The 22,087-nt window shown below is 68.3% G+C and carries 18 protein-coding genes; 9 read left to right on the forward strand and 9 right to left on the reverse strand.

Annotated features, from left to right (window positions below):
* Positions 1–300 precede the first annotated feature (300 nt).
* From AC067M_RS30320 to AC067M_RS30345, 6 genes are all read right to left on the reverse strand, one after another.
* Positions 301–1,053, reverse strand: a complete 753-nt coding sequence (locus tag AC067M_RS30320; RefSeq protein WP_478700229.1) for an SDR family oxidoreductase — start codon at positions 1,051–1,053, stop codon at positions 301–303.
* Positions 1,054–1,186: 133 nt separating this feature from the next.
* The gene (gene aceE, locus AC067M_RS30325; protein WP_478700230.1) at positions 1,187–3,874 is read right to left on the reverse strand and encodes a pyruvate dehydrogenase (acetyl-transferring), homodimeric type; all 2,688 of its coding nucleotides are present in this window, start codon (positions 3,872–3,874) and stop codon (positions 1,187–1,189) included.
* Positions 3,875–4,260: 386 nt separating this feature from the next.
* Complete coding sequence (locus AC067M_RS30330) at positions 4,261–4,755, reverse strand: cupin domain-containing protein (protein WP_478700231.1); 495 nt, start codon at positions 4,753–4,755, stop codon at positions 4,261–4,263.
* Between the two features lie 127 nt (positions 4,756–4,882).
* Positions 4,883–6,439: an MFS transporter gene (locus AC067M_RS30335; RefSeq protein ID WP_478700232.1), complete on the reverse strand. Its 1,557-nt coding sequence runs from the start codon at positions 6,437–6,439 to the stop codon at positions 4,883–4,885.
* A 14-nt stretch (positions 6,440–6,453) separates the two neighbouring features.
* Positions 6,454–7,353 carry an alpha/beta fold hydrolase gene (locus tag AC067M_RS30340; RefSeq protein ID WP_478700233.1) on the reverse strand — a complete coding sequence of 300 codons (900 nt, stop codon included), beginning with the start codon at positions 7,351–7,353 and terminating at the stop codon, positions 6,454–6,456.
* Between the two features lie 167 nt (positions 7,354–7,520).
* Positions 7,521–7,991, reverse strand: a complete 471-nt coding sequence (locus tag AC067M_RS30345; RefSeq protein WP_356949733.1) for a carboxymuconolactone decarboxylase family protein — start codon at positions 7,989–7,991, stop codon at positions 7,521–7,523.
* Positions 7,992–8,208: 217 nt separating this feature from the next.
* On the opposite strand from AC067M_RS30345, the gene AC067M_RS30350 reads away from it, so the two are divergent.
* The 3 genes from AC067M_RS30350 (at position 8,209) to AC067M_RS30360 (ending at position 10,902) form a co-directional block, all read left to right on the forward strand.
* Positions 8,209–9,159, forward strand: coding sequence for an alpha/beta hydrolase (locus AC067M_RS30350; RefSeq protein WP_307074964.1), 951 nt, complete (start codon positions 8,209–8,211; stop codon positions 9,157–9,159).
* Positions 9,160–9,237: 78 nt separating this feature from the next.
* Positions 9,238–9,957 carry an alpha/beta fold hydrolase gene (locus AC067M_RS30355; protein WP_478700234.1) on the forward strand — a complete coding sequence of 240 codons (720 nt, stop codon included), beginning with the start codon at positions 9,238–9,240 and terminating at the stop codon, positions 9,955–9,957.
* Between the two features lie 186 nt (positions 9,958–10,143).
* Entirely contained in the window at positions 10,144–10,902 is a 759-nt protein-coding gene (locus tag AC067M_RS30360) for an SDR family oxidoreductase (protein WP_478700235.1), read from the forward strand.
* A gap of 286 nt (positions 10,903–11,188) precedes the next feature.
* On the opposite strand, the gene AC067M_RS30365 is transcribed toward AC067M_RS30360, so the two are convergent.
* The gene (locus tag AC067M_RS30365) at positions 11,189–12,250 is read right to left on the reverse strand and encodes a ferritin-like domain-containing protein (protein ID WP_356949737.1); all 1,062 of its coding nucleotides are present in this window, start codon (positions 12,248–12,250) and stop codon (positions 11,189–11,191) included.
* Positions 12,251–12,572: 322 nt separating this feature from the next.
* Here AC067M_RS30365 and AC067M_RS30370 point away from each other — a divergent pair, with 322 nt between their 5' ends.
* Positions 12,573–13,028 carry a cupin domain-containing protein gene (locus tag AC067M_RS30370; protein WP_466072067.1) on the forward strand — a complete coding sequence of 152 codons (456 nt, stop codon included), beginning with the start codon at positions 12,573–12,575 and terminating at the stop codon, positions 13,026–13,028.
* 454 nt (positions 13,029–13,482) lie between these two features.
* On the opposite strand, the gene AC067M_RS30375 is transcribed toward AC067M_RS30370, so the two are convergent.
* Entirely contained in the window at positions 13,483–15,225 is a 1,743-nt protein-coding gene (locus AC067M_RS30375; RefSeq protein WP_478700236.1) for an FAD-binding protein, read from the reverse strand.
* Positions 15,226–15,442: 217 nt separating this feature from the next.
* On the opposite strand from AC067M_RS30375, the gene AC067M_RS30380 reads away from it, so the two are divergent.
* The 3 genes from AC067M_RS30380 (at position 15,443) to AC067M_RS30390 (ending at position 19,790) form a co-directional block, all read left to right on the forward strand.
* Complete coding sequence (locus AC067M_RS30380) at positions 15,443–18,262, forward strand: helix-turn-helix transcriptional regulator (RefSeq protein WP_478700237.1); 2,820 nt, start codon at positions 15,443–15,445, stop codon at positions 18,260–18,262.
* 164 nt (positions 18,263–18,426) lie between these two features.
* Complete coding sequence (locus AC067M_RS30385; protein WP_478700238.1) at positions 18,427–19,161, forward strand: sigma factor; 735 nt, start codon at positions 18,427–18,429, stop codon at positions 19,159–19,161.
* A gap of 143 nt (positions 19,162–19,304) precedes the next feature.
* Positions 19,305–19,790: a MarR family winged helix-turn-helix transcriptional regulator gene (locus AC067M_RS30390; RefSeq protein ID WP_099938085.1), complete on the forward strand. Its 486-nt coding sequence runs from the start codon at positions 19,305–19,307 to the stop codon at positions 19,788–19,790.
* Positions 19,791–19,920: 130 nt separating this feature from the next.
* On the opposite strand, the gene AC067M_RS30395 is transcribed toward AC067M_RS30390, so the two are convergent.
* Positions 19,921–20,262 (reverse strand): antibiotic biosynthesis monooxygenase family protein, encoded by a 342-nt coding sequence (locus AC067M_RS30395; protein ID WP_366881485.1) that lies wholly within the window; start codon positions 20,260–20,262, stop codon positions 19,921–19,923.
* A 293-nt stretch (positions 20,263–20,555) separates the two neighbouring features.
* Between AC067M_RS30395 and AC067M_RS30400 the strand changes: the two genes are divergently transcribed.
* Together AC067M_RS30400 and AC067M_RS30405 are read left to right on the forward strand one after the other, a co-directional pair.
* Positions 20,556–20,999, forward strand: a complete 444-nt coding sequence (locus tag AC067M_RS30400) for a cupin domain-containing protein (RefSeq protein ID WP_478700328.1) — start codon at positions 20,556–20,558, stop codon at positions 20,997–20,999.
* 164 nt (positions 21,000–21,163) lie between these two features.
* A complete protein-coding gene (locus AC067M_RS30405) occupies positions 21,164–21,934 on the forward strand; it encodes a DUF427 domain-containing protein (protein ID WP_478700239.1) in 771 nt (256 codons plus the stop codon).
* Positions 21,935–22,087 lie beyond the last annotated feature (153 nt).

The following is a 22,087-nucleotide window of genomic DNA, read 5'->3' on the forward strand; positions in this document are numbered from 1 at the left end:
TTCCCCCCCCCCTCTTTTTTTTTTTTTTCTTCTCTCCTCTTCCGGCAATGCAGAACACCCCCCCCCCCCCCCCCCCCCCCCCCCCCCGCCCCCCCCCCCCCCCCCCCCCCCCCCCGATCCCCTGTGTGCCCGGCGCCGGCCCTTCGCGAGCGGGCCCCGTCACAGGTCGGGGACGGCGAGGACCCTGCCGACCTGGATGGGCACACCACAACGGCCGGTACCGGACAAGTGTCTCGGTACCGGCCGTCGTGCGGTCCAGTCGCGCGGGAGCGGATCCCGATCCCTGGCCGTTCTCCGGTTCTACTTCCCCTGCTGCGCGATCCAGTCGCTGAATCGCGTCTCGCCGAGGCGCGCGTCCGGACCGGGCAGCAGCGTCTTCTCCTCCAACTGGGCGCCGAAGTAGGGGGCCTTGGGATCGGAGACGACCGTGCGCGGGTCGTTCTTGGCGGCCAGGCCCTTACGGATCAGCTCGTCCAGCTGGAACGTGTCAGGTCCGGCGACCTCGACGACACCGCCCACCGGCTCACCGACGGCAGTGCGGCCGACCGCGGCGGCGACGTCGTCGGAGTAGATGGGCTGGATCGCGATGGGGGCAAGGTGCACCGTGTTGTCGTCCTGAGTGGCGGAGTCCGCGATGCCCTTCATGAACTCGAAGAACTGGGTGGCGTGCACGATGGAGAACGGAACTCCGGACTCCCTGATCAGCTCCTCCTGCGCCTGCTTGGCGCGGAAGTAACCGCTCTCCTGGAGCCGCTCAGTGCCCACCACGGACAGTGCGACGTGGTGCGTGACACCGGCCTCCTTCTCCGCCTTGAGCAGATTCGTGGTGGAGGTGCGGAAGAACTCCATGACCGCGTCGTCCTCGAACGAGGGGGAGTTGGACACGTCCACCACTACCTGAGCGCCCTGCAGAACCTCGGCCAGGCCCTCACCCGTCAGAGTGTTGACCCCGGTGTTGGGCGCGGCCGGAACCGCCTCGTGGCCGTGCTCGGTGAGCTTGCCGACCACCTTGGAGCCGATGAGACCGGTTCCGCCGACAACTACGACCTTCATGATGGTTCCTCCTCGATTATTGGGGTTTCCGTACCAGTAGTGACAGGACGGGGGAGGTATGTGTGACATGGCACCGGGCGCATCATGTGCGGCGCGTCGTGTCACGCAGGCCCGGGTTGCGGCACCTCGCCGTTCACTGGTCGAGGCCGTAGCGCGCGCGGGCCTGCGCGACGGTCTCCGGGGTGACCTGCCGGGTCCTGGCCAGCCGGTACAGCGCCGTCACCACGATGGACTCGGCGTCCACCTGGAAGTGGCGGCGCACGTCCGCACGGGTGTCGGAGAGACCGAAACCGTCGGTGCCCAGGGAGTAGTAGTCCTGCTCGACCCACTGGCTGATCTGGTCGGGCACCTGCCGCATCCAGTCGCTGACGGCCAGCACCGGGCCCGGCGCACCGGCCAGCGCCCGGGTGACGTACGGGGTGCGCTCCTCGCCGCGCATGCGGGCGGCGTCGGCGTTCATCGCGTCGCGGCGCAACTCGGTCCAGGACGTCACCGACCACACGTCGGCCTGTACGTTCCAGTCGGAGGCGAGGAGTTCCTGGGCTCGGAGTGCCCAGTGGATGGCAGTACCGGAGGACAGCAGTTGGAGCCGGGGGCCGGTCGCGGTGGGCTCGGCGGGCCGGAACCGGTAGATGCCCCGGACGATGCCCTCCTCGATACCCGGTACCGCCGGCATGGCCGGCTGGTGCTTGGGCTCGTTGTACACGGTCAGGTAGTAGAAGACGTTCTCCGGCTGCTCGCCGTACATCCGGCGCAGACCGTCCCGGACGATCACCGCGATCTCGAAGGCGAACGCCGGGTCGTAACCGATCACCGCCGGGTTGGTGGAGGCCAGCAAGTGCGAGTGCCCGTCGCCGTGTTGCAGCCCCTCGCCGGTCATGGTGGTGCGTCCGGCGGTACCGCCGACGACGAAGCCGCGGCCCATCTGGTCACCGAGCGCCCAGAACTGGTCGCCGGTGCGCTGGAACCCGAACATCGCGTAGAAGATGTAGAACGGGATCATCGGCTCACCGTGCGTGGCGTACGAGGTCGCCGCGGCGGCGAACTCGGCCACGGAACCCGCTTCGGTGATGCCCTCGATGATCAGCTGCCCGGTCTTGCTCTCCTTGTAGTAGAGCAGTTGGTCGGCGTCGACCGGGTCGTAGTTCTGGCCCAGCGGTGAGTAGATCCCCGCTGTGGGGAACATCGACTCCATGCCGAACGTACGGGCCTCGTCGGGGATGATCGGCACCCAGCGCGCCCCGGTCCGCTGATCCCGCATCAGGTCCTTGACCAGGCGGACCAGCGCCATCGTGGTAGCGACCTCCTGATGGCCGAAGCCCTTCTCCAGCGCCTCGAAGGGCTTGGCGGCCGGCTCCGGCAGCGGTTTGGCGATCACCCGGCGAACGGGGAGGGGGCCGCCCAGCGCCGCCCGCCGCTCGTGCAGGTACCGCACCTCCGGCGCGTCCTTGCCGGGGTGCCAGAACGGGACCTGCTCACCGGCGAGCGCACTGTCGGGGATGGGAAGCTCCAGCAGGTCGCGCATCTCGCGGAACTGCTCCATCGTGAGCTTCTTCATCTGGTGGTTGGCGTTGCGGGACTCGAAAGCCGAGCCGAGCGTGTGGCCCTTGACCGTCTGGGCGAGGACCACCGTCGGCCCGCCCCGGTGCTCCACGGCGGCCCGGTAGGCGGCGTACACCTTCAACGGCTCGTGGCCGCCGCGGGAGTTCTCGAACAGCTCGACGACCTGGGCGTCGCTCAGAGAGGCGGAGATGGCGGACAGGGCATCGCCGGTGAAGAAGTTCTTGCGGATGTAGGCGGCGTCCCGCGCGGCGAGCGTCTGCATCTGCGCGTCGGGCACCTCGCCCAGGCGCCGCACCAGGTCGCCGGTGGTGTCCTGGTTCAACAGCGGGTCCCAGGCTTCGCCCCACAGAGTCTTGACCACGTTCCAGCCGCTGCCGCGGAACCGGGCCTCCAACTCCTGAACGATCTTGGAATTCGACCGGACCGGCCCGTCCAGGCGCTGCAGGTTGCAGTTGACCACGAAGGTGAGATTGTCCAGGCCCTCGCGGGACGCCAGCGTGAGAGCGGTGATCGACTCCGGCTCGTCCATCTCCCCGTCGCCCAGGAACGCCCACACCCGTGAGGCGGAGGTGTCCTTGATGCCGCGAGCCTGGAGGTAGCGGTTGAACCGGGCCTGGTAGATCGCGCCGAGCGGACCCAGCCCCATCGACACCGTCGGGAACTCCCACAGCCATGGCAGCCGGCGCGGGTGCGGGTAGGACGGCAGGCCGTGGCCGCCGGCCTCCCTGCGGAAAGCGTTCAGTTGCTCCGTGCTCAGGCGCCCCTCGAGAAAGACCCGGGCGTAGATGCCCGGCGAGGCATGCCCCTGCAGGAACAGCTGATCGCCCGAGCCGTCACCGTCCTTGCCCCGGAAGAAGTGGTTGAACCCGATCTCGTAGAGCCAGGCCGCAGACGCGTAGGTGGAGATGTGGCCGCCCAGTCCCAGACGCGAACCGCGGGTGACCATCGCCGCCGCGTTCCACCGGTTGAGCGCGGTGATCCTGGATTCCATCTCCAGGTCCCCGTCGAACTCCGGCTGAGCTGAGGCCGGGACGGTGTTGATGTAGTCCGAGGACAGCAGCCCCGGCAGGGACATCCCGGACCGCGCCGCGAACTCGTGCACCCGTCGCATCAGGTACACCGCCCGCTCCGGCCCGGCGTTCCGCACCACAGCGTCGAGGGAGGCCTGCCATTCGGCGGTCTCCTCGCGGTCACGGTCGGGTATCTGGTCGAGCTCACTGATCGCAGAGGACTCAGTGGGCCGGGACGGATCACTCATGGCAGCCTTCCTGTCGCGGCGTGGAGAAGAGGGGAATGCCGGCTGCGGAAAGGGTCGGTGTCGCACAGACGGCCGGCCGGCAGGCACGGGCGGCGACAGGTGCCGCCGCCCTGGTGGGGGCAACGTACGTTGAGCTACTGGGTCAAACCTGTGGTGGTCCAAGTCGTGCTCGGCCCGGAGGACGTCCGCTCAGCGGGCACGACGCCGACGAACGCAAGAACCCCGGAACAGCGGCATACGGCGACACGGCGACCTGCACGATCCCCACCCCGTGGTCGCGGAGCCCGGAGAAGGTCCTCGCGGCGATGAGGCCGGCGGCACCTGCCACGACGACTCCCATCTGAACCTCTGTGAGAGGCTCGGGATCGAGGCCGCTGATCACACTGCTACTCGACGAAGTACGAGTCGTGCCTGTCGAAGAACGCGGCACGCTCCTCCTCCGAGGCGTGCGCCAGCTGCGACACCTGCTCGAAGTACTCCTCACGTGGTGCGCCCGGTGTGAACAGCAGCAGCATGTCGGCCGGGGCGTCGGAGTCGTTGCGGAAGGCGTGCAGACCGCCCTGGGGTACATGCAGGAAATCACCCTTGCGCGCGTCGACCCATTGCACGCCGTCGAACACACGCACCGTGCCGTCCAGGATGTAGAACGACTCCGAGATCCGCTTGTGGAAGTGCTTCTTGGGTCCGCCCGCCCTCGGCCTCATCTCCACCCGGTACAGGCCGAACTCACCCCGCGTGGTGTCAGTGGTCGCCAGATAGTGGGTGGCGTCCTTCCCGGTTCCGCTCTCGCCGATGGCCGGCGGTGTGGTGGCAGGCCGGTAGACGGCGCTGACCTCGCCGTCCTCTCCCCAGTACTTCTGCTCCGGATACGGGTACGACATGTCGCGATTCCTTTCCTGCGACGCACACGCGGTGAGGCGCCGGCGCGGGCCGCTGAACAGCGGTCCTCTCAACAGTGAGACCGATGAACACCCATCGATGTGACACGGGGCGCCCCAGGACGAGACGTCAGTCGACGACGTGGTGATGGGCGAACCGGGACACCAGCGGGGGCTCCATCAGCCAGCCGTGCGCCCGCCCGTGCAACGGATGAGGGGCCGTGTCGGCCTGCCGCAACGTGCCGAAGGCCACCAACGCGCCGATGGCCAACAGGCCCGCACACAGCGGCATGGCCCGGCTGAACGACGTGTCGAAGGCGGCGCCTGATCGGTAGGCATCCGGCCCCATCCCCACCAGCAGCGGCAGCGCTGCCACGGAGACCAGGCCGGAGGCGCGGGCCGCGGCGTTGTTGATGCCACTCGCCAGCCCGGCGTTCGCGGCCTCCACCGACGACAGCAGGGTGACGCTCAGCGGGGCGACCATGATGACCATGCCGGTGCCCATCACCATCAGGGCGGGCAGGACATCGTGGAGGTAGGACGTGCCGGGGCCGACCCGCAGCATCATCAGCATGCCGGCCCCGCACACCAGCGGGCCGACGGTGAGGGGGATCCGCGGCCCCAGCCGTTGGGCGAGCATGCCGGAGTGGGACGAGAACAGCACCATCAGCACCGTATTGGGCAGCATGGCCGCGCCGGCTGCCAACGCCGAGTACCCGACGACGATCTGCAACTGCAGGGCGGTCAGGAAGAAGAACCCGCCCGTGCCCGCGTACACGCACAGCGTGATCAGGTTGACGGAGCGGAACTGCCGGGACGAGAAGATCGACAACGGCATCATCGGGTCGTTGCTGCGTCCCTCCACCACAAGGAACGCGAAGGCCGCCACGGCGCTTCCCACAGCCGCGGCCAGGACCACCGGTCCACCGTCCCGGGCCTCGGTCAGTGCGTAGGTGGCCAGGGCGAGCGTCACAGCGCCCAGCACGGCGCCGGGGATGTCGAAGCCGAGCCGCTCTCTGCCACCGGCGCCGACTGCGGGACTGTCCCGCCGGGGCGTGCCCACGGACTCCGGGACATGACGTAGCGCCACGGGCAGGCACAGAAGCGCCGGCACAGCGCTGAGCAGGAAGGTCCAGCGCCAGCCGGGACCGTCCACCAGCCAACCGCCCACAAACGGCCCGAGGGCCGCGCCGATTCCGCCGAATCCCGACCACAGGCCGATCGCCCGGGGCCGGTCGTCCGGATGGAACGAGGCCTCGATGATCGCCAGTGAGCCGGGGGTGATCAGGGCCCCGCCGACGCCCTGCAGCGCTCGCGCGGTGATCAGCGTGGTGGTGTCGGGAGCCAGACCGCACAGCAGGGATGCCACCGCGAACCACACGATGCCCACCACGAAGACGCGACGCCGTCCGAAACGGTCGCCCAGCGAGCCGCCCAGCAGGATCAGGGCCGCCAGAGTGAGCATGTAGGCGTTGGCGATCCACTGCAGAACGCCGAGGTCGGCGTCGAAGTCGGCGCCGATGCGCGGCAGCGCGACGTTGGTCACGGTGGAGCCGAGCGTGACCACGCTGGATCCCAGAACGGTGGCCAGCAGGGTCCACCGGCCGCGGGCACTGCCGACACGGAGGGGACCCCGGTCGTCCGCAGACGAGGAGGAGGACGAAGATGGAGACGGAGATGACGTCATGTCGCGTCCCGGCGTCAGTCGGCGAAGCCGTCGCGGCCGGCGTGTTCCTGCCGCAGGGCGCGCACATCACGCACGGCGGCCGCGAACGCCTCTGGGCGTTCCTGCGGGAGATTGTGACCGGCGTCCGGCACCTGCCGGTGCAACCGGGGACCGGTGAAGTGGTGAGCGCTGGACGAGCCGTCCGTCGCCGGGAAGTTACCGTCGGCCAGGCCGTCGAGGGTGACGGTGGGAACCGTGATCGCGGGCAGCTCGGCGAGACGCCTCTCGAGGTCCACGTACGCCTCTGCGCCCGGCGCGAAGCCGAGCCGGTGCCGGTACGAATGGATGACGACGTCGGTGTAGTCGGGATTCCGGAAGGCCTCGGCGGCCCGCGCCAGATCTTCTTCCTCGAACGGCCACCGGGGGGAGTTCCGCTTCCAGATGACCCGGGCGACACCTGTGGGGTCGGCGGCCAGACCGGCCTCGCCTCGCTCGGTGAGGAAGTAGTAGAAGTACCAGAACCCGGCCTCCAGTTCGGGGGCCACGGGGGTCATCGCCGCACCGATGTCCTGGATGAGATAGCTGTTGACCGAGACCAGACCCAGGATCCGCTCGGGCCACAGGGCCGCGGCGATGTTGGCGGCCCGTCCGCCCCAGTCGTATCCGGCCACGTAAGCCCACTCGACGCCCAGAGCGTCCATGAGCGCGATGACGTCGGCTCCTAGGGCGGCCTGCTGACCCGAACGCGGGGACACTTCGGACAGGAACGCGGTAGGCCCGTGTCCCCGCAGGTAGGGGACGACGACCCGGAAACCGTCCTTGGCGAGTAGCGGGGCCACGTCGACGTAGCTGTGCACGTCGTAGGGGAAACCGTTCAGGAGCAGCACAGTGTCGCCGTCAGTGGGACCCGTCTCGTGGTAGGCGACTTCCAGCACGTCGGTTCTGACTCGTCGCAGAGGGGCGAGTGCGGGGCGATCTGGCATGAGAGGCCTCTGGATTCCGGTACGAGTGGGGTGGCGACGGCGCGCCGTCCGTCTCCTGGTCGAGGCCAGGACGACCAGGAGACGGGGGGCGGGTGCCCGGTGTGCCCCGAGCGGACGTCTCAGCCGAACATGCCGGGCTTGTAACCGCCCGCGGGCTGCTGGTTGATGATGTTGATGCGGTTGTAGGCGTTGATGACGGCGATCAGAGAGATCAGCGCGGCGAGCTGGTCCTCGTCGTAGTGCTTCGCGGCGTTCGCCCATGCCTCGTCCGACACACCGTTCGCGGCGTCCGCGGTGCGGGTGCCCTGCTCGGCCAGCTCCAGCGCCGCGCGCTCGGCGTCGGTGAAGACGGTGGCCTCACGCCACGCGGCCACGAGGTTCAGACGCTGCTGGTCCTCGCCCGCGGCGAGGGCGTCCTTGGTGTGCATGTCGGTGCAGAAACCGCAGCCGTTGATCTGGCTGGCACGGAGGTTCACCAGCTCCACGGTGGCTGTCGGAAGCGCCGAGTTCACCACACTGGCGACCGAGTTCAGGTGCCTCATGACCTTGCCCGCAAGGGCGTTGCCGAAGTAGTTGATACGTGCGTCCACGGCGTGTTCTCCTCGGGTGTGGGACCGTTACAACGCACTGACCGGGACCGCCCTCGATTTGTGACAGCGTTCGCCGACGACGCCCCCGAGCACGGCACAGCCGCACCGTGATTCACCCACCTTGGTCCCTTTTCTTGGTGTGTCACACATCGGCTCCTGGCCCGGTCTGATGGTGTGGACGTCCTGTGAAACCCCACCATCTCTGAAGGAGCACACTGTGAGTGACATCATTCTCGAGCCCGCCGCGCAGGAGTTCGCCGACGCGGCCGCCAAACCGCCGCTGCTGTACGAGCTCGGTGTCGACGGTGCCCGCAAGCTGCTCGATGACGTGCAGTCCCAGCCCATCGAGAAGCTCGACGTGGACGAGAAGTGGATCACCGTCCCCGCCCGTGTGGGTGACGTGAGGGTGCGCATCGTCAAGCCTGTCGGCAGCAGCGGTGTCCTGCCCGTGATCCTGTACGTGCACGGCGGCGGCTGGATTCTGGGCAACGCCGGTACACACGACCGTCTGGTGCGCGAACTGGCGGTGGGGGCCAAGGCGGCCCTGGTCTTCGTCGAATACGACCGTTCACCCGAGGCGAAGTACCCCGTCGCCATCGAGCAGGCCTACGCCACCGCCCAGTGGATCACCACGAAGGGGAGCGAGGAATCCCTCGACGGGTCCCGCCTCGTCGTCGCCGGTGACTCCGTCGGCGGCAACATGACCGCGGCCCTCACCCACATGGCCAAGCAGCGCGGTGACGTGACCTTCCTGCACCAGTCGCTGTACTACCCCGTCACCGATGCGGCCCAGGACACCGAGAGCTACCAGACCTTCGCCCATGGCCCGCACCTGACGGCGAAGGCCATGGAATGGTTCTGGGACGCCTACACCACCGACCCGGCCGAGCGCGCCCAGATCACCGCGTCGCCCCTGCGCGCCACACTGGAAGACCTCCAGGGTCTGCCGCCGGCGCTCGTCATCGTCGACGAGAACGACGTACTGCGTGACGAGGGCGAAGCGTACGCCCGCAAGCTCGTCCAGGCCGGCGTGCCGACCACGAGCATCCGCTACAACGCCAGCCTGCACGACTTCATGATGCTGAACACGGTCCGCGGAACCCAGGCCTCGAGCGCGGCGATCGAGCAGGCCATCCACGTTCTGCGCAAGGCCCTGGGAACCAACTGACACCCATCGGGCGGTGACGCCCCCGCGGCAGCCCAGGTGTGCCGGACATGCTGCGCCAGCAAAGGAAAGGCCACTCTCGTGAGTGCACTGAAACCCACCATCGTCCTCGTCCACGGCGCCTTCGCGGACTCCTCCAGCTGGAACGGCGTCGTCGAAAGGCTCCAGTCCCACGACTATCCGGTGGTGGCTGCCAGCAACCCGCTGCGTGGACTGGCCGTCGACGCCGATCACGTCAGGCAACTCGTGGCCTCCATCGACGGCCCGGTCGTCCTCGTCGGCCACTCCTACGGCGGGTCGGTCATCAGCAACGCCGCGACGGGACTGAACAACGTCAAGGCGCTCGTCTTCGTCGCGGCCTTCCTGCCCGACGAGGGCGAGAGCGCGGTCACCCTGTCGGGCAAGTTCCCCGGCAGCACTCTCGGAGAGACGCTGCGCCCCGTGCCGGTCACGCTGCCCGACGGCAGGCAGGTCGCGGATCTCTATATCGAGCAGAGCAAGTTCCACCACCAGTTCGCCGCCGACGTCCCCGACGAGACGGCTGCGGTCATGGCCGCCACCCAACGTCCCGTGACCGATGCCGCGCTGGCGGAGGGCGCCTCGGCCCCTGCGTGGAAGGACCTTCCGTCATGGGTTCTCGTGGCCACCGAGGACCGGAACATTCCGCCGCAGGCGCAGATCTTCATGGCTGAGCGTGCGAAGGCCACGTTCGTGAGCCTCAACGCCTCCCACGCGGTCAGTGTCTCGCACCCCGGTGATGTCGCCCGCCTGATCAACGAGGCGGCGCAGGCGACCGCCTGAGCGGACGGCTTTCTGAGGACGGCACTGTCGGGTGGCCGGTCGCGCATGCGATCGGCCATCTGTTCGTACCGGCCGGGTGCACCTCGGCCTCGAGTCATGCCCTGTCACGGGATCAGCGTCTGCCTTGTCTATAGGGCGTCTGTAGGGCCGTGGTCGGAACCACCGACAGGTACGAGGAGGAAGCGCATGCAGGTCGCTGTCGCCGGAGGAACCGGCCTGGTGGGGAAGTTCGTCGTAGCCGAGCTGCGAGCGGCGGGACATCAGCCAGTGACCCTCGCCCGCTCGCAGGGCGTGGATCTGACCACCGGTGTCGGGTTGCAGGACCGGTTGTCCGGCTGTGACGTGGTGATCAACGTTGCGAACGTCGTCACGACGAGAGCGAAGGTCGCAGTCGACTTCTTCTCCCGGACCACCGGCAATCTGCTCTCCGTCGCCCGGCGAACGGGGGTCAAGCATGTGATCACCCTGTCGATCGTCGGCAGCGACGAGGTGGACTTCGGGTACTACATGGGCAAACGCGCGCAGGAGGAACTGGTCCGCGACGGAGATCTGCCATGGACAGTGCTCCGCGCCACCCAGTTCTTCGAGTTCCCTGAGCCGCTGCTGGACAACCGGTCACCGGTGGTCCTGATGCCGAACATGCTGACTCGCCCCGTCGCCGCCCGAGATGTCGCAAAAAGGCTCGTCGACCACGTGACGCAGGACCCGGCGGGAATGGCACGGGAAATCGCCGGACCCCAGCAACTGGGCATGGTGGACATGGCGCGCCGTATCGTGCGCGCCCAGGGACGGCACCGGATCGTCGTTCCTGTGTCGCTCCCGGGCAAGGTCGGCAAAGCCATGTCGGGAGGGGGTCTGCTGCCTCACGGGGACTACGACGAGGGCCCGTTGACGTTCGACGACTATCTCGCGGGCTTGGCGCGGCCCATGGCGACCGGTCGGTGAACGAGCATCCGGCATGCCGGACCGCCGTGTCGCCGGCGGCCCGCAGGCAGGACCGCAACGGGACTGGCTGAACCGACACCGTCGCCGCGATGCGGCGACCACATTGCCGTACGCACAGGGGAACTGGGTGGCCGAGATGACCAGGAACAGATCGGCATCGTGAAGCGGCCGAGTGATGTCCGAGACGCCCGGCGAGCCCTGCGGCCGTTACGGAGTCGGGAGCAGGCGCTCAGTCGGATGCGGTTCGCCTACTCCCGGAACGCGGCAGCAGTCAGATCTCTCAGTCTCAGGACTGGGTTTCGACGTACTCGAATGTCGGGCCGGCCGTCGTGTCGTCTCCATCGGGCATCGTCATTAGATTCTGCGCCTCCGCCTTGAGTGCGTACATCGTGCCCGTTGCGGCTCCGAGCAGCTGCGGACTGCCGTTGAAAGCCTGTTCGAGCTGCTGGAGCAGTTGGCAGTACGTCCGGTTGAACTTCTCCTGCGCTTTCCGGATGGGGCTGCCCAGGGGATGGTCTGCCAGCAGGGGGTTGGGGCGCATCGGCAGGACGCCGTCCGAGTCGATCACGACGGCCTCACCCGTGGGTCCGGACTGCGGTGTGTCACCGCGCAGATAGCGGCGTCCGAGCTTCAGTTCCTGGAACCGGTAGTAATGAGAAACCTCATCGCGGTCGGGATGGAAGATGTCCCGGTCGCCGTCCCAGACCTCGCCACGTGCCGTCCCCTCACCTTGTTCGACGATTTCCTCCAGAGCCGCGAGCGCCGAAGCGAGGTCCGTGACCGCGGTCAAGGTGCCGCCGGTATGGGCGAAGGGACCAGCCGTCACCTGGCGCGCCCCGTCACCGCAGAAGACTTCCGTCTCCCCGAGTTCAGCGCACAGGTGACGCAGCCCTTCTTCGATCGCGTCATAGAACTGACCGATCGTCTCGTAGTCGTCACCTTCCGGCGGAGCGCTGGGCGCCGCCGGCTGTTCCAGACGGAGGAACATCTCGAGTGCCTCCGTCCCGAACGGAACGAGCGACAACCGCAGGGAACGGTCGCCATGGGGGAGAGGGCGAGGATGACGCTGCAGCAGCGTTGCCGGATCCAGCCGAGGCTCCCCGCCGACCGCGTTGAGCAGGTTCGCCGCCAGTGCCAGGTGGATCATCTCCTCGACGAAGACGCTGCCGATTGCTTGAGCAGCGTCCGGGTTGCGCTGCGGGTCGAGAGAGTAGAGCGCACAGAGATAGGGCGGCAGGGTGGCGTGTTCCAGTTCGATCGCCCATTGAAGGTGCTCGCGAAGGCTGTCGAGCGTTTCGATCCGTGCTGCCGTTGCCTGGCTGACATGCGACACTTCTTCGCTGTTCACGGGTTTCCCATTTCGGGTGCAGGGGTGATGGGCGTGATGCCGATGCTGCCCACTCGCGTCACCGGCTGGTCAGAACCGTCGAATGCCACTGCCAGCGGAAAAGTGCATCGCCGACCGACCGTTGGTTAAGACAGGGCAGACGTCCGTTCTGTGACATCACCGGGTCCCGGGAAGCCGTGACTTCGGCCCCGTTCCCCGCTGTCACAGATCTGCCGCGTCCCCGGTCATATGGAACAACGGGATGAGCCACCAACTTTCACAACCATGTCTTCGGCTACTTCACAGCCCACGACGTGGTGGACATCATGGAAGGTGCGAAACAATGTCAGAGAATGCGCATCACGGGCATGGGCACGGTCATGGGGACGGCGGCGAGGACGGGCCGAGTTGGACCAGGGCGGCGAAGCTGCTTCAGGACGCCGCGCCGATCACCGTTCCCGAGGGTGCCTCGGCCATGACCATTCATGTGCACTGGGAGCCGGGGGACCCGGGCACTCCGCCGCATCGTCACTCCGGTCCGGCGTTCGGGTACGTCACCAAGGGTGCGGTCCGTTTCGAGCTGGAGGGGGAGCCGGAGCGTGTCGTCGAGGCGGGCGGCACGTTCTGGGAGCCGGGCGGTGACGCGATCCATTACCAGGACGGCAACGCCCTGGCGGACGAGACGACCGAGTTCGTGGTCACCATGATGTGCGCGCCGGGCAAGCCCATGCTCGAACTCGTCGACGAAGAGGAACTCAAGCAGCGCGCCCACCTCCGCGCCCCGCGACCCACCGCCTGACTCAGCGCTCTCCTCCCCGAGCCCCCGTCCGGGGAGGAGAGCTCGATGCGGCAGGAATCCCTGCACGTCGAGCGCCGCGTGCCGTTCGCGGCCACCCCGGATTGCGGGTTGCGCCGGAGGCGATGTCCAGCGGCACAGCATGATGCTGACGCGCCAACCGCCTACGACAGCACCGCCGTCGCCGAACCTGGCGACGGCGGTGCTGTCGTAGGTACGGCGAAAATGTGGTGCCGGTGAGGACCGGCCCGCATCGCGCACGTGACGCACATGCTGCACCTGGTGCCCTCCACTCTGCGCGCCTTGCCCGCTACGGCCTGCTCCGCCCGATACATATGGGCCGCGCCACCGGCCCGGTCGTATGCCGCTGCGGACGTGACCGGCCCGGCACCTGGTGCACGTCGGCACCAGTGAACTCGACGACATCCCCGATGGCGGCGGCCCTCATGACCGGCTCCTATTCGAGCAACTCGGCATCGGCCGAGACGTCGTACATCAGCTCGGCGATGTGAGTGGGGATGGGCGGGACGGGTTCGCGGCGCACCCCGGTCGTCGGGGACCACACCATGTTGACCTTCAGGTCCGGGTCGGCATCGGGGTAGTCGGACCGGTGGTGACAGCCCCGCGTCTCCCGCCGTTCCAGGGCGCACTCCAGTGTCGCGCGAGCGGCGAGAACGGTGGACCTGAGGTCATAGGCGTACGCGAGGTCCTGGAAGCCGCCGACGTCGACGTGCACACCCACGTCCGCCATGCGGGCCTCGATCTCGTCGAGTCCGGCGAGTCCGGCGGTGAGCCCGGCCGCGTCCCGCACGACACCGGCGCGCTCCGTCATCAGGTGGCGCACCGACCGTTGCAACGCGCGGACGCCCTGGTCGCCGTCGGCGGCCAGAAGTCGGCTCACGTCCGCCTCCGCGGCGCGAATCGCTGCCGGCGACCGCTGCTGGCTGGTAAGCCCGGCCGAGTACTCCGCGGCGGCCCGGCCGGCGATCCGGCCGTAGACGAGTAGTTCGATCAGCGAGTTCTCCTCCAACCGGTTCGCGCCATGCGGACCGCTCGCCGCCTCTCCGATCACAAAGAGCCCGTCGACATCCGTGCTGTGGTCCTCGGGCCGGACCCAGACGCCGCCCAAGGAGTACTGGGCGGTCGGCGCGACCTCGATCGGGTCGCGGGTGATGTCGAGCATCTGCAGGTCCAACAGGGTCTGGTGCACCCGCGGCAGCCGTGTCAGGACCGTCTCGCGCGGCAGGTGGGACAGGTCGAGCCAGACGCCGCCGGCCTGGGTGCCGCGTCCCTCCCTGATCTCGGTATAGGACGCCAGCGCGACCCTGTCCCGGCTGGAAAGCTCCATGCGCTCGGCGTCGTAGCGCGTCATGAACCGCTCACCGAGGTTGTTGAGCAGGACACCGCCCTCGCCGCGTGCCGCCTCGCTGACGAGCATGCCGGCCGCGTTCTCCGGCGTGATCAGCCCGGCGGGGTGGAACTGCACCAGCTCCGGGTCGCGCAACCGGGCACCGGCTTCGACGGCGAGGCGGAAGGAGTCGCCGGTGTTCTCGTTGCGACGCGAGGACGTACGCCGCCAGACGCGCGTGTGCCCTCCGGTCGCGAGGATCACGGCATCGGCGTGCACGAGGTAGCGCGAGCCATCGACGACGTCGAATCCGTAGGCACCGAACACCATCCCGTCGTCGACCAGCAGCCGGGTGACGTACACGCCAGGCAAAACGGGAATGGCGAGCTGCTTGGCGCGGTCGCGGAGCGCTCGCTGCACCTCCAGGCCGGTGTACTCGCCGGTGAACGCGGCGTGGCGGTACATGCCGTCGCCAAGCTGACGCCGGGCGGGCCCGCCGTCGCCCTGGCGGTCGAAACGCATGCCGTAGCGCCCCATGTCATGGAATCCCTGAGCGGCGTAGTGGGCCACGACCTGGGCGGTGCGCGGGTCGGCCAACAGGTGGCCCTCACGCAACGTGTCGGCCGCATGCCGCTCGCACGCGTCACTGCGCCCGGGGCTGGCACTGGGGATCGCGGGTACTCCCTCGGAACCACTGAATCCAGTAACAGTGTGGATATCGTCAGCCGGGCGCTTGAGTACCGCGATGACCGCGACACCGGCCTCGGCGACCTCGATGGCCGCTCGGAGCCCTGACTTGCCCGCCCCCACCACGAGGACGGACGTGGCGAGCTGGTGACCGAGCGAAGACATGGGACCTCCTGCGACAGCGGACAGACGACATCATGGGCAGTGGTCGACCGGATAGTGGCACCGTGTGTGACAGCATCAGGGGAATTTCTTGACGTGGAGTCAATCACAGCAACCCGACACACGCGGCGGGAACCCCCTCAGGTATCGTTGCAAGGCTCGTTCCGAACAAACGTTGTGTATGACTCCCCCCTCGGATTCCTCGAAGGAGCCGCGTCGCATGATCGCCAGCCCCCTTCCCGACCTGGTCGGCCGGCATCGGGAGTGTGCGGCGCTCGACGACCTGCTGGTCGGCCTGCGCGAAGGTGGCTCCCGAGTCCTCGTGGTCCGCGGCGAAGCCGGCATCGGAAAGTCGGTGCTCCTCGAGTACGTGGCCGCGCAGGCGTCACGGGTGAAGGTGACCTGGGCGCGCGGCATCGAGGCCGACATGGAACTGCCGTACGCGAGCCTGCATCAGCTGTGTGCGCCGTTCCTGGACGAGCTCGAAGAGCTACCGGGGCCCCAGCGAGACGCCCTCCGCGTAGCGTTCGGGATGGCGGCCGGCGACCCGCCCGACCGCTTCCTGGTCGGCCTCGCCGTGCTTACCCTGCTCACCCGGGCCTCGGAGACCCGACCGGTGCTCGTCCTGGTCGACGACGCTCAGTGGCTGGACCAAGTGTCCCTGCAGACCCTGGAGTTCGTGGCCCGGCGACTGCTCGCCGAGGCGGTCGCGATGGCCTTCGCGGTACGGGACCCCGAGGGGCAGGCCGCACTCAGTGGTCTGCCGGCGCTACGGCTCGCCGGTCTCGACAGCGCCGCGGCCGGAGAGCTCCTGGAAGCCGCCGTCGGTGGACGGCTGGAGAAGCGGATCCGCGACCGGTTCGTGGCCGAGATGCACGGCAACCCGCTCGCGCTGCTCGAATTCTCCCGCGGTCGCAGCGCTGCGGAGCTGGCCTACGGCCTGGACTCATCGAGTTCTCCGAGTGTCCAGGGGCCGGTCGTGAGCCGGGTCGAACGCGACTTCGCCAGCCGACTCGTTTCGCTGCCCCCGGAGACCCGGACACTGCTCCTGATCGCCGCGGCGGAACCGGTGGGTGACGCGCGCCTGCTGGTCCGCGCCGCCGCCTCTCTCAAGATCACTCCCTATGCCGGACCGGCCAAGGCGGCCGGCCTGATCGAGTTCGGTGAGTCCGTCCGGTTTCGGCACCCCCTGGTCCGTTCGGCGGTCTACCACGGAGCCGAGCCCGAGGAACGCCGGGCGGTGCACCGGGCGCTGGCCGAGGCCACGGACCCGGTCCTGGACCCCGACCGACGTGCCTGGCATGCCGCGCAGGCCGCCGACGGGCCGGACGAGGAGGTCGCCGCGGGGCTGGAGCAGGCCGCCGGCCGAGCGCGTCAGCGCGGCGGCATGGCCGCCGAGGCGGTACTTCTGGAGCGCGCGGCCGAGGTGACGCCGGACCCCTGGCAGCGGGGGCGCCGAGCCCTCGCGGCCGCCGAGGCGTACTTCTCGGCCGCCGCGCCCGACCGCGCCACGGAACTGGCGACGCTGGCCGAAATGTGTCCCCTCAGCCCCTTGGACCGCGCCCGCCTGGCGCGCCTGCGTGCCAGGATCCTCTTCGCCCGCCACCGCAGCGACGAGGCGGCACCTCTGCTCCGTGACGCCGCCGCACAGTTTGCTGCCGCCGACTCGCCACTGGCACGGGAGACCTACCTCGAGGCGATCAGCGCGACCATCTTCGCAGGCAGGCTCCACGGTCCGACGGGCGCCCGCGCCGCGGCGATCGCGGCCCGCGGGTCCGGGGCACCCTCCTCGGGCTCCGAGGCCGCCGACCTGCTCCTGGACGGTGTAGCCACGCTCCTCACAGGCGATTACGAGACCGGTGGAGCGGCGCTGCGCCGCGCGCTGGAACCTCTTGTACACGAGGACGTCGGCACCCGGGAGGCGACGATGCGTTGGCTTCTCCTGGCCCCGGTCGCACTGGAGGCGTTCATTCACCACGCCTGGGACCTGACCGCGTGGGACATGCTCGCGACTCGTGCGGTGCGCCTGGCTCGTGACATCGGAGCGCTCGGCGCGCTGCCACCGGCACTGGTCTACGCAGGCGGGGTGCACATCCACACCGGCGACTTCGCCGAGGCGGCCCGGATGATGGACGAAGCCGACGCGCTCGCCGCCGCGACGGGCCACGCCCCGCACAAATACGCGACGCTTGTTCTGTCTGGGTGGCGAGGCGACGAGGACGCTGCCATCAGCCTCATCGAAGACGCCAAGGCGACCGCCTCACTGCACGGCGAGGTGGGCCTCCTGGGCGTCTCGGGCTACGTCCAAGGCGTGCTGTTCAACGGCCTGGCGCGCTACGACCAGGCTCTGGTGGCCGCTCGCTCGGGCATCGACCACGACGGGTTCAACTTCACCGGCCTGTCGCTGGTCGAACACGTCGAGGCCGCGACCCGGTGCGGCGAGCTCGGCCAGGCCCGTGCCTCGCTTGCCCGGCTGGTCGAACTCACCCGCGTCGCCGATACCGGCTGGGCCCGTGGCGTCACCGCACGCAGCCATGCTCTCCTAACCGACGGGGACGAGGCCGATGGTCTGTACCGGATCGCGATCGAGGAGCTCGGCCGCGACCGCGTGGCCGTCAAGGTGGAGTTGGCACGCACCCACCTGCTGTACGGCGAGTGGCTGCGCCGGACACGCCGCCGTTCGCTGGCCCGAGAGCACCTTCGCACGGCGCACGAGATGTTCGACGGAATGCGGGCGAACGCGTTCGCCGAGCGGGCCCGCCGCGAGCTGATCGCCACCGGCGAGCACGTCCGGGCGCGGGAAACAAAGCCGGCGAGCGCCCTGACCCCACAGGAGTCGCAGATCGCGACTCTCGCCGCCCGCGGCATGACGAACGCGAAGATCGGCGCGGAGCTGTTCATCAGCCCACACACCGTGGAGTGGCACCTGCGGAAGGTGTACACGAAGCTCGGGATCAACTCACGACGCGCGCTGTCGGCTGCCCTCGCGAGCGCCCCGGCCAGGGACACGACAGACGTGAGCGCGGCGCAAACCGGCTGAGGTCGCGGGCCCCGGGGTTGTCCCGGGTCCTCCGGTTTCCCCAGGGGACCCCATGGGGTCCCTACGGACTCGACCACGGGCACCAAGGGCGCGGTGAGCAGTGCTGCGGACCGAGGGTGGAACCAATGCCCTGGATGGGCGCCGCCCACGAAGAGGAGTCCTCGATGTCCGCGCCCAGCACGGAGGCGACGACGCTCGCCGAACCGCCTGTCGCCCAGTCAGCCGAGGACGACGACCTGGACCTTGCCCTCGACGACTTTCTCGCCCAGCGGACACGGCTGTTCCGCATCGCCTACCAAATCCTCGGCGACGTCTCGGGAGCCGAGGACGTGGTCCAGGAGGTGTGGCTGCGCTGGCAGCTCACCCACCGCCCGTCGATCGAGAATCCGGCCGCGTTCCTGACCACGGCAACGACTCGTCTGGCGATCAACGTGATTCAGTCCGCGTGGCACCGCCACGAAATCCCGGCCGAGTCGCAGCTGGCCGACCTCGGCGACCGGACCGCCCAGGATCCCGTGCTGCGCGCTGAGCAAGCCGCGACCGTCGAGGCGGCATTGGCCCTGCTCATGGCGAGGCTGACGCCGGACGGTCTGGCCGCCTACCTACTGCGGAAGAGCTTCGACTACGCCTATGCCGATCTTGCGAGGTTGCTTCGGATCAGCGCCCCGAACGCACGGGTAATGGTCCACCGCGCGCAAGTCCGCCTGGAATCCGGCCGCGAGCGACCGGTCCCTGCTGAGTCGCACCGTCGCCTCGTCGCCGCTTTCCGGACCGCGGCCGGCACCGGTGACCTGGGAGGCCTCATACAACTGCTCGCCCCCGACGGCCACGTGCACCGCCTGCCGCCGGCTCCTCGATCGCTTCGTCCGGGTCACCCATCGGCCAGACAAGCGGCGTAGGGAACATGGCTGTCACAACGATGGCCGCTGGCCTGTCTACTCGGTACAGGCAAGCGGCGGCGGCTCAACGCCGCTTCCTCCTGCTGGGACGTCGTTCCGGCAGAAGCGGTCGGGCGCTGCGGACAGCATGGAGGCCATCCTCGGTGAGTGACGATGCCACGTTGATCACGCAGTGGAACACACTGACCCTTGTCCATCGCCGGATCGAGACCCGGATCGAGCGACACCTTCATCAACATCTGGGCCTGGGGGTCAGCGAGTTCTACGCCCTTCGCGCCTTGTGGGAGGGCACGCGGGCGGGGACGGGCTTGCTGTACCTCAACGACCTGGCCAACGGGATAGGGCTGAGCCAGTCCGCCACCAGCCGTCTCGTGGCGCGTCTGCGGGACCGCGGCCTGATCACCACGCACACCTCGCTGCACGACCGTCGGAGCGTCGAAACCGAACTCACCGCCGTCGCACACGACGTACTGAGGGTGGGTTCGCCGCTCCTCCACCAGGCGGTCGAGGAGGCCGTGCGGGAACTCGACGCGGGGGACACCGACGAAGACCTGCTCCGCTATCTCCGGGGGAGCACGTACGGCGCGGCCCCTCAACCGGACGAGGAACAAGTCCCCGCACTGGGATGAGCGGCGGCCCGGTCTCGAGACACCATCGTGTGCGTGACGACGCCGTGGAAGGGCGCCGGCTGGCGGTGGCCGAGCCCCGTCGACCCTTGAATGGTTACGACTAACTCAACTCACCGCCCTGCGGCCGAAGTCAGGAGGGTTGAAGTTCGACCACGACGCGATAGCCGGCGGGTTCTGAGGTGATGTGAAGACCGGGATCGTCGAACATACGCCGTAGCGAGGCGAGCCACTCGGGGTTGGCGGTGGCTCTGTCGAGCGCGGTGCCCGAACTCCATTCGGCGATGTGCACGAACCGCACCTCCGGCGCGTCGACGAGCGCCCTGTGCAGGCGGGAGCGAAGAAAACCAGGTTGGGTCGACATGATCCGGGCGTTCTCCCGGTACACGTCGATGAAGTACTCGGCTTCCCCCGCTGGCACTGTGTAGTTCTTGATCAAGGTGACGGGCTCATCAATGTCGGTCTTCGACTGCAAGGCTTGACTCATACTTGTGAAGACCAATCACGTCCCGCAGTTGTGACATTGAACTGGCCGTCGGACGCCTTCCACCTCCGAAGAGCCAAGCGGTGCTCTGACCGCAACGCCAATGCGCGTGTTCTGACGTCGAGCCCGCGATCGGCTGGAGCCCGTCGGCTCCGCTGTCACAGATCTGGGCATCGCTCGGTCTGGATATACGAGCCGTTGTCGCGAGGACTATGCGGTCACGCTTGGGGCGGACGGCATGGCGTCCGCTCGTGGACATACTGGAGGGTGTTTCTCAGTGTCGGATAACTCACGGGCATGGGCACGGTCATGGGGATGGCGGCGAGGACGGGCCGAGTTGGACCAGGGCGGCGAAGCTGCTTCAGGATGCCGCGCCGATCACCGTTCCCGAGGGTGCCTCGGCCATGACCATTCATGTGCACTGGGAGCCGGGGGACCCGGGCACTCCGCCGCATCGTCACTCCGGTCCGGCGTTCGGGTATGTCACCAAGGGTGCGGTCCGTTTCGAGCTGGAGGGGGAGCCGGAGCGTGTCGTCGAGGCGGGCGGCACGTTCTGGGAGCCGGGCGGTGACGCGATCCATTACCAGGACGGCAACGCCCTGGCGGACGAGACGACCGAGTTCGTGGTCACCATGATGTGCGCGCCGGGCAAGCCCATGCTCGAACTCGTCGACGAAGAGGAACTCAAGCAGCGCGCCCACCTCCGCGCCCCGCGACCCACCGCCTGACCTCGACTCCGCAAACGTGACTCAGCAGATTGCATCGAGCTGGGACACCATGTGACAACAACCTGGTGACGCACCACCAGGCCCACCCCAGAGCATCAACTGAGTGGATGTGTGGCCCTTTCTCCGGAAGGCGCACAGCCAGCGAATCAATCAAGGTGATCACCATGGCAACCGAGAGTGTTCTGCATCCAAGCCTGATCGTTCCGATCGGGCACGTCGAGCCCGTGCCCCGCCGTATCCGCGGCACGATCGGTGGCCACGTCGCCTTCGACACCCGCCGTGCCCTGTACGTGTGGGAATGGCAGGCCTACCCTCAGTTCAGCATCCCGCTCGAGGACCTTGTGGACGGCGTGCTCCAAGACGACAACCACACGGAACAGCTCGGTGCCGGACCGGCGCACCGACACACTCTGCGGGTAGGCCCTCACGTCCGCGCAGGCGCGGCCTGGCTCTGGGGCGAGGGCGCCCCGGGACCCTTGCATGACACCGTACGCTTCGAGTGGGAGGCCCTGGACGCGTGGTTCGAGGAAGACGAGTCCGTCTTCGTTCATCCCAGGAGCCCCTACTCCCGTGTGGACGCCCTGCGTTCCACCAGCAGCGTTCGGGTGGAGCTGGATGGTGTGGTGCTGGCGGATGCCCCCAATTGTGTGAAACTGTTCGAAACGGGCCTCCCCACCCGTTACTACCTTGATCGCAACTGCGTCGACTGGACCCGACTGCGGCATTCAGACACCGTGACCCGATGTCCCTACAAGGGGACGACGAGCAGTTACTGGTCCTTCGACAGCGACAGGGCCTCCCATGAGGACATCGCCTGGGGCTACGACTTTCCGACCATTCACGCCAACCGCATCGCGGGGCTGACTGCGTTCTACAACGAGCACGTCGACCTGTACGTCGATGGTGTCCTGCTGCCGAGGTCCACTCGCGGCTGACCAGTTCTGGTTTCGGCTCTTCTGCTCGAGGAGACGCAGGGGGCGGTGGTCGACCACCGGCCTCCCGTCGGCCGCGGCTCGGAACCACCCTGATCGTGGGGAGGGCGAGCTGATCGATGGAGGCGACCGCAGGCCAGAGCTGATGGATACGGC

The organism is Streptomyces sp. NPDC043427 (assembly GCF_056436655.1).

What these genes read in the sequence shown, in the direction of transcription:
- AC067M_RS30320 (WP_478700229.1), bottom strand. Translation starts at nt 1,053, where the DNA reads ATGAAGGTCGTAGTTGTCGGCGGAACCGGTCTCATCGGCTCCAAGGTG.
- aceE (WP_478700230.1), bottom strand. Translation starts at nt 3,874, where the DNA reads ATGAGTGATCCGTCCCGGCCCACTGAGTCCTCTGCGATCAGTGAGCTC.
- AC067M_RS30330 (WP_478700231.1), bottom strand. Translation starts at nt 4,755, where the DNA reads ATGTCGTACCCGTATCCGGAGCAGAAGTACTGGGGAGAGGACGGCGAG.
- AC067M_RS30335 (WP_478700232.1), bottom strand. Translation starts at nt 6,439, where the DNA reads ATGACGTCATCTCCGTCTCCATCTTCGTCCTCCTCCTCGTCTGCGGAC.
- AC067M_RS30360 (WP_478700235.1), top strand. Translation starts at nt 10,144, where the DNA reads ATGCAGGTCGCTGTCGCCGGAGGAACCGGCCTGGTGGGGAAGTTCGTC.
- AC067M_RS30370 (WP_466072067.1), top strand. Translation starts at nt 12,573, where the DNA reads ATGTCAGAGAATGCGCATCACGGGCATGGGCACGGTCATGGGGACGGC.
- AC067M_RS30375 (WP_478700236.1), bottom strand. Translation starts at nt 15,225, where the DNA reads ATGTCTTCGCTCGGTCACCAGCTCGCCACGTCCGTCCTCGTGGTGGGG.
- AC067M_RS30380 (WP_478700237.1), top strand. Translation starts at nt 15,443, where the DNA reads ATGATCGCCAGCCCCCTTCCCGACCTGGTCGGCCGGCATCGGGAGTGT.
- AC067M_RS30385 (WP_478700238.1), top strand. Translation starts at nt 18,427, where the DNA reads ATGTCCGCGCCCAGCACGGAGGCGACGACGCTCGCCGAACCGCCTGTC.
- AC067M_RS30405 (WP_478700239.1), top strand. Translation starts at nt 21,164, where the DNA reads ATGGCAACCGAGAGTGTTCTGCATCCAAGCCTGATCGTTCCGATCGGG.